Source organism: Isoptericola sp. NPDC057191, from assembly GCF_042670225.1.
Classification (GTDB): domain Bacteria; phylum Actinomycetota; class Actinomycetes; order Actinomycetales; family Cellulomonadaceae; genus Isoptericola.
The window spans coordinates 1-8,721 of sequence record NZ_JBHUWC010000171.1 but is presented as its reverse complement, the minus strand read 5'-3'; the positions used below and the strand labels follow the sequence as shown (position 1 = coordinate 8,721).

General features: G+C 76.9%; 8 protein-coding genes. 5 read left to right on the top strand and 3 right to left on the bottom strand.

Annotation, left to right across the window (positions count from 1 at the left end):
- On the bottom strand, positions 1-1,161 hold a 1,161-nt coding region (locus ACFT55_RS16750; RefSeq protein ID WP_380244977.1), incomplete at its 3' end, for an AMP-binding protein.
- A gap of 111 nt (positions 1,162-1,272) precedes the next feature.
- On the opposite strand from ACFT55_RS16750, the gene ACFT55_RS16745 reads away from it, so the two are divergent.
- Together ACFT55_RS16745 and ACFT55_RS16740 are read left to right on the top strand one after the other, a co-directional pair.
- On the top strand, positions 1,273-2,394 hold the full coding sequence (locus ACFT55_RS16745) for a DUF3048 domain-containing protein (protein WP_380244976.1): 1,122 nt from the start codon (positions 1,273-1,275) through the stop codon (positions 2,392-2,394).
- Positions 2,395-2,468: 74 nt separating this feature from the next.
- Positions 2,469-3,527: a DUF3048 domain-containing protein gene (locus ACFT55_RS16740; protein WP_380244975.1), complete on the top strand. Its 1,059-nt coding sequence runs from the start codon at positions 2,469-2,471 to the stop codon at positions 3,525-3,527.
- Positions 3,528-3,548: 21 nt separating this feature from the next.
- Here the strand turns inward: ACFT55_RS16740 and ACFT55_RS16735 are convergent, their stop codons facing one another.
- Positions 3,549-5,162, bottom strand: coding sequence for a PQQ-binding-like beta-propeller repeat protein (locus ACFT55_RS16735; protein ID WP_380244974.1), 1,614 nt, complete (start codon positions 5,160-5,162; stop codon positions 3,549-3,551).
- Between the two features lie 62 nt (positions 5,163-5,224).
- Positions 5,225-6,217 carry a 1,4-dihydroxy-2-naphthoyl-CoA synthase gene (locus ACFT55_RS16730; RefSeq protein ID WP_380244973.1) on the bottom strand — a complete coding sequence of 331 codons (993 nt, stop codon included), beginning with the start codon at positions 6,215-6,217 and terminating at the stop codon, positions 5,225-5,227.
- 114 nt (positions 6,218-6,331) lie between these two features.
- On the opposite strand from ACFT55_RS16730, the gene ACFT55_RS16725 reads away from it, so the two are divergent.
- The 3 genes from ACFT55_RS16725 to menD all read left to right on the top strand — a co-directional run.
- Positions 6,332-6,493, top strand: coding sequence for a hypothetical protein (locus ACFT55_RS16725; RefSeq protein WP_380244972.1), 162 nt, complete (start codon positions 6,332-6,334; stop codon positions 6,491-6,493).
- 73 nt (positions 6,494-6,566) lie between these two features.
- Positions 6,567-7,586, top strand: a complete 1,020-nt coding sequence (locus tag ACFT55_RS16720; RefSeq protein ID WP_380244971.1) for an o-succinylbenzoate synthase — start codon at positions 6,567-6,569, stop codon at positions 7,584-7,586.
- A partial coding sequence (gene menD, locus ACFT55_RS16715; RefSeq protein ID WP_380244970.1) for a 2-succinyl-5-enolpyruvyl-6-hydroxy-3-cyclohexene-1-carboxylic-acid synthase occupies positions 7,583-8,721 on the top strand: 1,139 nt, incomplete at its 3' end. The genes ACFT55_RS16720 and menD, both read left to right, overlap by 4 nt.

Below are 8,721 nucleotides of genomic sequence, written 5' to 3'. Positions count from 1 at the left end.
ATCGTCCGTGCTGACTTGATCCTCATGGAGCCGGTTTGAGGACGAAGTCAGCACGGACGATGCCGGGGGAGCGGCCACGACGGCGACGAGCGCCTGCCCCCACTCCGGGTCCGGGACGCCGACGACGCACGCCTCCGCGCCGAGCAGCTCGCCGACGAGCGCCTCCACCGGGGCCGGGGCCACGTTCACCCCGCCCGTCACGACGACGTCGTCGGCGCGTCCCAGGACGCGCAGCGTGCCGTCCGGCGCGAGCTGCCCCAGGTCCGACGTGCGGAACCAGCGCGTGCCGTCCGGGTCCGTGCGGAACGCCGCCGCGGTGGCTGCGTCGTCGCCCAGGTAGCCCGCCGCGAGGGTCGGCCCGCCCAGCTCGACCACCCCCACCGCAGAAGTTGTCAGACCCAGGCGCGGGTATGACGGGTCCTGGTTCTGACAACTCTCGAGCGCCACCGGGCTGTCAGAACCAGGGCATGCCCCACCCGCGCGTGGTTCTGACAGGTCGGGGCGCAGGCGCACGCGGACGCCGCGCAGGGGCACGCCGTCGTACACGCAGCCGCCGGCGGTCTCGGACATGCCGTACGTCGTGACGACGCGCACGCCCGCCCCGGCCGCCCGGTCCAGCAGCGCGGGCGGCGTCGCCGCGCCACCGAGCAGCACCGCCGCGCACCGGGCCAGCGCCGCCAGCCCGCGCGGGGAGCCGTCCTGGGCCGCCGTGAGCAGCCGGTGCACCTGGGTCGGCACGAGCGAGACGTAGACCGGCTCGGCGCCCGCCGCCGCCAGCGTGGGCTCGAGCAGGTCGGCGAGTCCGTCGGGCGTGAACCGGGCGTCCGGGTCCGCGGCCGCCAGGGGCGTCCCGGCGAGGACCGAACGCACCAGCACCTGCAGGCCCGCCACGTGGGTCGGGGGCAGCGTCAGCACCCACCGGCCGGGGCCGCCGAGCCGCTCGTGGGTCGCCTCCGCCGACGCCCGCAGCGCGTCGGCCGTCAGCGCCACCTCGCGCGGGGTGCCCGTCGAGCCCGACGTGCGCACCACGAGAGCCGTGCCCGCGGGCGGTGCGGCGGCCGTGGTGCGGGGCAGGGGGACGACGGCGGGTCCGCCGTCGAGGGCGTCGCGCACGGCGTCGCGGAGCGCGCCGACGGCTGGGGGGAGCGAGGGTCCGGGCACCGCACCAGGGTAGGTCCGGCCCCCGGGCCGCCCTGCCGTAGGGTGGTCCGGTCCCGGCCCGGGGGGAGCCCGCGGGCCGCCTGCCGGACCACGTCGAGGAGGACGCCGAGGATGCCCACGATCTCCGGAGGCACCGCCCACGGGGCGCGCCGTGCCCGGTCAGGAGCCGCCGCCGCGCTCGTCGCGCTCGCGATGCTGGCCACGACGGCGTGCGGCGCGGGCGAGCCCGCCGCGCCGCCCACCGTGACCGCCTCGCCGGACGTCGCGGTCCCGAAGACGGCGGCACCCGCCCCGGTGCTGCCGAAGCCCGAGCCGAGGCCGAAGCCCGTCGTGTGGCCGCTGACCGGCAAGCGGACCGGCACCCCGAAGGTCCCGGCACGGCCCGCCGTCGCCGTGAAGATCGAGAACTCCACCGCGGCGCGCCCGCAGCGCGGGCTGCAGCGGGCGGACATCGTGTGGGAACAGGTGGTGGAGGGCGGGATCACCCGCTACGTCGCCGTCTACCACTCGTCGCTGCCGTCCACGGTGGGCCCGGTCCGGTCCGTGCGCCCCATGGACCCGGCGATCGTCGCCCCGATGCACGGGATCCTCGCCTACTCGGGCGGCCAGCCGCCCTTCATCCGCGCCGTCGGGAAGGCGGGCGTGCAGTCGGTGACGATGGACAGCGGCGACCCGGGGTTCCGGCGCAGCGGTGACCGGCCCGCACCGCACAACGTGTACGGCTCGGTGAGGACGTTCGCCAAGCAGGCGAACAAGGGCCGCGCCATGCCGCCGCCCGCCCAGTTCTCCTACGCGGCGAAGCTCGGCCAGGGCTCGGCGGCCACGAACGACCGCCGCGGGCACGTCGTCGACGTCCGGCTCTCCCCGCTGCAGCGCACCGTGTGGCGGTGGAAGGCGAAGACGAAGACGTACGCCCGGTACGACGGCTCGACGCCGTCGGTCTCGTCCGGGCACCAGCTGCGCGCGCGGAACGTGCTCGTCCTGTCCGTCGCGATGAAGAACACCAGGTATCGCGACCCCAGCGGCGCCCCCGTGCCCAAGACGCGGCTCTCCGGCCGCGGCAGCGGGGTGCTCCTCACCGGGGGCACGGCGCTGCACGTGACGTGGAAGAAGAAGGGCACGCGCGCGCGGCTCGTCCTCACGGCACCGAACGGGAAGCCCGCCACGCTCGACCCCGGGAACCTGTGGATCGAGCTCGTGCCGCGCGGCAGCGGGTCGTGGCGGGTGAGTTGACGCCGGATCGGGGATCCCCCGACATACGGTGAGCTGTGATCGCGCGCACAGCCCGCCGCCTCCCGGAGGACCGCATGACCGCCACGCACCGCACGTCCCACGCCGGCACCGCGACGGCCGTCGCACTGGCAGCCCTCCTGGCGCTCGGGGCCTGCTCGTCCGACGCGCCCGCCCCGCAGGCCACGCCCGACACCACCGCGGACAAGGGCGCGCCACCCTCCCCGGAGGTGCCCCCGGCCTGGCCGTTGACGGGAGTCCGGTCGGACGAGGTCGCCGCCCGGCCGGCGCTCGCCGTCAAGATCGAGAACGCCCCGGAGGCGCGCCCGCAGACCGGCCTGGAGGACGCCGACCTGGTGTGGGAGGAGGTCGTCGAGGGCGGCATCACGCGCTTCGTCGCCGTGTACCACTCGAAGCTCCCGAAGGTCGTGGAGCCGGTGCGCTCGGTGCGGCCGATGGACCCGGACGTCGTCGCCCCGCTCGGCGGCGTCCTCGCCTACTCGGGCGGGCAGGCGCCCTTCATCGCGGAGGTCGAGAAGTCCGGCACGCAGTCGGTCATCATGGACCGCGGCGACGCGGGCTTCTCCCGCGACCCGGACCGCGCCGCGCCGCACAACGTGGTCGGGGACGTGCAGGCCTTCCTCGACCAGGCCGACGACGACCGGGCGGCACCCCCGCCCGCACAGTTCCGCTACGCGGGCGCCGCGGGCGACGGCACGGCGAGCGCCGACGGTTCTCAGGCCGCCACGGTGGACGTCGAGCTCAGCCCGGCGCAGCGCAGCGTGTGGGACTGGTCGGGCAAGCAGAAGCAGTGGCTGCGCAGCGAGGGCTCGCGGGAGTCCGTGTCGGCGGCGGGGAAGCGGCTGGCGGCCACGAACGTGCTGGTGCTGTCCGTCGACGTCGTGGACACGAGGTACAAGGACCCGGCCGGTGCCCCGGTGCCCAAGACCGAGCTGGTCGGCCAGGGCAAGGGCGTCCTCGCGACGGGCGGCAAGACGGTGCCGGTGCGGTGGTCGAAGAAGGACCAGAGGTCGCCGGTGCAGGTCACCCACGACGGCGAGCCCGCCGAGCTCGACCCGGGCAGCACGTGGGTCGAGCTGGTCCCCAAGGACGGCGGGAGCTGGAAGGTCTCCTGACCCTCGCCGTCCGCCGGGGACCTAGCCCAGGCCGTGCACGGTGTCGTCGACGGCCACCACGTGCCCGCCGACGGACTGCAGCTGACCGAGGTAGCCCCGCTCCTGCCGGTCCCACGCCGTGGCGCCGTCGCGGAGGTCGAGGGCGACCAGGCGGCGCCGGTCGCCGTCGCCGCTGATGCCGACGAGCAGGCGGGTGCCGTCCGTGACCGCTCCGACGAGCCAGTCGCCGGACCCGTCCGCCGTGCGCCGGAGCAGGTCGTCGCGGGCCCAGATCTCGGCGCCCGTGGCGGCGTCGAGCCCGACGAGCTCGCCGCCGTCCTGCACGACGACGACCCCTGCCACCCGCGCGAGCACGCCCCCGATGTCGTCGAGCGGGGCGTGCCACCGCTCCGCACCGTCCGCGCCGATCGCCCTGAGCTGCAGCTGCCCCACCGCCTGGCCCAGGTCGGGCAGCACGAGGAAGGAGCCGTCGGGGTCGTCGTCCACCGCCGGAGGGACCAGCCATCCCGGCACCGTGGCGACCACCGTGCCGTCGTCGTCGAGCACGGTGCTCTTCTGGTCGCTGACGACGACGTGGCGGCCACCGGGCAGGGGCTGCGTCCACCCGTCGGTGGCCGCGTCGATCACCGTGCCGCCGGGCGTCATGAGCACCGACGTGCTGCACACGGACATCGTGACGTCCGTCGGGGACGCGCCGACCGCAGGGTTGATCATCACCTCCGGCTCGGCGCCCCCGTCCTGCATCATGCCGCACTGCTCGAGGTCCTCCGGCCGGAGCCGCAGGGTCGCCTCGCCCCGCACCTCGCCGGTGAGCGCGTCCTCGACGCGCAGCGTCGGGTCGACCCAGCCGTCGGCGCGGAGCCGGCGCAGGGTGTCCGCGTCGGGCACGCCGTCGGGCGGCCAGGGCGCGGTGGCGTCCGTGACGCCCTCGGCCACGGCGAGCGCGCCCCCGGCGGCGGGCACCACGACGGGGGCGTCGGGCGGGGCCGCCTCGTCGTACGCGTCGGACCGCGCAGGGCCGAGGGGCCGCTCGCCGAGGACGGCGCCGTCGGCGTCGAGCACCGTCACGCGACGGTCGTCCGCCGCGCCGCTGAGGCAGACCGCGACGGTGGCCGGCGTGCTCGCGTCGCCCCGGAAGCTCCCTTGTGGCCCGCACGTCGGGTACGGCCCGACGTCGTGCCGCCACGCCTCGCGCCCGGTGCCCGCGTCCGTCGCCACCGCGTCGGTCCCCTGGGTGGTGAGCACGAGCCCGCCGGCGAGCGTCGTCAGCTCGTCGGTGCCGTCCGTGAGCTCCCAGCGCTCCGTCAGCGGCTCGGACAGGTCGCCGACCGCGCCCGGCAGCCCGTGCACCGCCTCGGCGCGGAGCCGCTCGGCCCGGGCGTCCAGGAGGCCCGGCGCGAACCCGGCGGTCGCGGCGGCCACCACGACGGCGGCGGTGCTCGCCGCGACGGCGACGCGGCCGCCGCGGGACAGGGCGCGCCAGCGGGCGACCGCACGGTCGCGCAGGTCCGCAAGCCGCCGTCGGGCCTGCCCCGGCTCGGGGTCGTCCGGGACGAGGTCCGCGTCGTCCTCGCGCTCGTCGTCCGGCACGAGCTCGAACGTCATGAGGTCGGGGCGACGGAACCTCGGCGGCATGCCCGGAGGCTACCGGCGCCGAGGACGTCGCGCGCGGACGCGTCCGGCCGTGGCGCGCGCCGTCAGAAGGCGTACGGGAACCGCGACCAGTCGGGGTCGCGCTTTTCCAGGAAGGCGTCGCGGCCCTCGACGGCCTCGTCCGTCAGGTAGGCGAGGCGGGTGGCCTCGCCGGCGAACACCTGCTGGCCCATGAGGCCGTCGTCGGCGAGGTTGAAGGCGAACTTCAGCATGCGCACGGCCTGCGGCGACTTCCCGGCGATGGTGCGGGCGTACTCGACGGCCAGGGTCTCGAGGTCGTCGTGCTCGGCCACCTCGTTCACGCCGCCCCACCGCTCGGCGTCGTCGGCGGAGTACTCGCGGGCGAGGAAGAAGATCTCTCGTGCGCGCTTCTGACCCACCTGGCGGGCCAGGTACGCCGACCCGTAGCCACCGTCGAACGAGCCGACGTCGGCGTCGGTCTGCTTGAACCTCCCGTGCTGGCGGCAGGCGATCGACAGGTCGGCCACGACGTGCAACGAGTGCCCGCCGCCGGCGGCCCAGCCGTCCACGACGGCGATCACGACCTTGGGCATGGTGCGGATGAGCCGCTGCACCTCCAGGATGTGCAGGCGCCCGGCACGGGCGGGGTCGACGGCGTCGGCGGTCTCGCCCAGGACCTCGCCGCCGCCGGCAGGGTCGTCGACGGCGGTCGTGTACTGGTAGCCGGAGCGTCCGCGGATGCGCTGGTCGCCGCCCGAGCAGAACGCCCAGCCGCCGTCCTTCGGCGACGGGCCGTTGCCGGTGAGCAGGACGGTGCCGACGTCGGACGTCATGCGGGCGTGGTCGAGCACCCGGTACAGCTCGTCGACGGTGTGCGGGCGGAAGGCGTTGCGCACCTCGGGCCGGTCGAAGGCGACGCGCACCACCGGCAGGTCGCGCACGACGGCGCCGTCCGCGGCACGCTCCACCCCCCGGTGGTAGGTGAGGTCGGTGAGGCCCTCGAACCCGGTCACCTCGCGCCAGCGGGCGGGGTCGAAGGTCTGGGACACGGGCCGGGGGAGTGGTGCGCTGCTCACGCCGCCACCCTAGTTCCGGTTCGGGCGCCGGGTACCGGCGCCGGGCGGAGGTCGCGGCGCGCCGACGTCATCCTGGTCCTCGGCGTCCTCCGGGCGCACCCTGAGGGTATGGGCATGCTGGAACCCGACGACGACGTGGTGGACCCGCAGGACGTGGCGCACGAGATCTTCGTGTACGACGCCGAGACGGTCCGCCGCGACGCGCAGCGCATCGGTGGCCGTCCCGCTCCCAGCCCGCTGTCGTACGAGCCGGGGCTGACGGAGTTCACCGACTGATCGAGGCCCCGCGGCCGCGGGCCCCGGCGTCCTGGCGCGCGTGCGCTCCGCGGGCGGCCAGTAACCTGAACGCGTGCAGCTCCTCCGTGAACTGGTGTACCGCACCCCGCTGACCACCCGGTTCCGCGGCCTCGACGTGCGTGACGGCGTCCTGCTGCGCGGTGCGGCCGGCTGGGGGGAGCTGTCCCCGTTCTGGGACTACGACGACGCCGAGTCTGCCACCTGGCTGCGCGCGGCGCGCGAGGCCGCGGACGTCGGCTTCCCCGCCCCGGTCCGCGACCGGGTGCCCGTCAACGTCACCGTGCCCGCCGTCGGCCCCGAGCGCGCCCGCGAGATCGTGCTGGCCTCCGGCGGGTGCCGCACCGCGAAGGTGAAGGTCGCGCAGCGCGGCCCCGCCGTCGGGGGGAGGCCCGGCCCGCTTGAGCCGCTCGCTGCGGAGGAGGCGCGGGTCGCCGCGGTCCGCGCCGCGCTCGACGAGCTGCACGGCCCCGGCGTCGGCGCCGTCCGCGTGGACGCGAACGGCGGCTGGTCGACCGACGAGGCGCTGGCCCGCATCCCCGTCCTCGACGCCGCCGCGGGCGGTCTGGAGTACGTGGAGCAGCCGTGCGCGTCCGTGCCCGAGCTGGCCGCCGTGCGGCGCGGGCTCCGCTCGCCGGTGCCGGTCGCGGCGGACGAGTCGATCCGCCGCGCCGCCGACCCGCTGCGGGTGGTGCGCGAGGACGCCGCGGACGTCGTCGTGCTCAAGGTCCAGCCCCTCGGCGGCGTGCGTGCGTGCCTCGACCTCGCCGCGCAGGTGGGGCTGCCCGTCGTCGTGTCCTCCGCCCTGGAGTCGTCCGTCGGCCTGGCCGCGGGGGTGGCGCTCGCCGCGGCCCTGCCGGAGCTGCCCTACGCCTGCGGTCTCGCGACGTCGCAGCTCCTCGTGCACGACGTCGTCGCGGAGCCGCTGCTCCCGGTCGACGGCGCGCTGCCGGTGCGGCGGCCCGCGCCCGACCCCGACGCCTTCGCCCGCGCGGAGGCCGACGACACGACACGCGACCGCTGGCTCGCCCGGTACGCCCGTCTGGCCACGCTGGTCGAGCAGGTGCCGGCGTGAGCGCGCCGCAGGGGAGTCCCGCGCTGCCGCCGTCCGTCGTGGCGGCGCGCGCCGTCGTGACCGACCTCGCGCTGCAGGGGGTGCGCGACGTCGTGCTCGCGCCAGGTTCCCGCTCGGCCCCTCTGGCGTACGCGCTCGCCGAGGCCGCGGAACGCGGACTGCTGACGCTGCACGTGCGCGTCGACGAGCGCTCCGCCGGGTTCCTGGCGCTCGGCCTCGCCCGGGGGAGCGAGCCGATCCTCCGGCACGCCGGCGGTGCCCCCGTCGAGGTGCCGCCCGCGGTGGCCGTCGTGACGACGTCCGGCACCGCCGTGGCCAACCTCCATCCGGCGGTCCTGGAGGCGCACCACACGGGCGTGCCGCTCGTGCTGCTCACCGCCGACCGGCCGCACGAGCTGCGCGGCACCGGCGCCTCCCAGACCACCGACCAGGTGGGGCTGTTCGGCACGGCCGTCCGGTACGCCGTCGACGTGCCCGCCCCCGACGGGCGCGACGGCGAGGTGCGCGACCTGCTCGGCACCCTCGGCCGGGCGCTCGCCGCGGCCCAGGGGCTGCGCGACGGCCACCCCGGCCCCGTGCAGGTCAACCTCGCCTTCCGGGACCCGCTGTACCCGCCGGCCCCGCTCGCCCCGCCCGCGCCGGAGGAGGTCTGGCCCGACGGCTTCCGCCGGACCGCCGTCGCCCCGGCCGCGCCCGGCCCCGGCGGCGACCCCGCACTCGGGGGCCACCTCGCCCGCACGCTCGTCGTCGCCGGCGACGGCGCGGGCCCCGACGCGCGTGCCGTCGCGGAGGCGCAGGGCTGGCCGTTGCTCGCGGAGCCGTCGTCCGGGGCGTGCGGCGGGCCGAACGCCGTCGCCGCGTACCGGTCGGTCCTGGGCGTCGACGAGCTCGCCCGCGAGGTGGAGCAGGTGGTCGTCTTCGGCCGCCCGACCCTGTCCCGTCCCGTGCAGCGGCTCCTCGCCCGGCCGGACGTGGTCGTCACGGTCGTCGCGCCGGGCGGCGGTCCGTGGCCGGACGCCGCGCGCAACGCCGAGGTGGTCGTCCCGCGGCTCGCGGACCGGTGGTCGTCGCCGACCGCGCCGCCCCCACCCCCGGCGACCCCCGCGTCCGCCGCGTCCCCCGGTGCCGACGGTGC

Coding starts and splice junctions, on each gene's coding strand:
- ACFT55_RS16745 (WP_380244976.1), top strand. CDS start 1,273: ATGCCCACGATCTCCGGAGGCACCGCCCACGGGGCGCGCCGTGCCCGG.
- ACFT55_RS16740 (WP_380244975.1), top strand. CDS start 2,469: ATGACCGCCACGCACCGCACGTCCCACGCCGGCACCGCGACGGCCGTC.
- ACFT55_RS16735 (WP_380244974.1), bottom strand. CDS start 5,162: ATGCCGCCGAGGTTCCGTCGCCCCGACCTCATGACGTTCGAGCTCGTG.
- ACFT55_RS16725 (WP_380244972.1), top strand. CDS start 6,332: ATGCTGGAACCCGACGACGACGTGGTGGACCCGCAGGACGTGGCGCAC.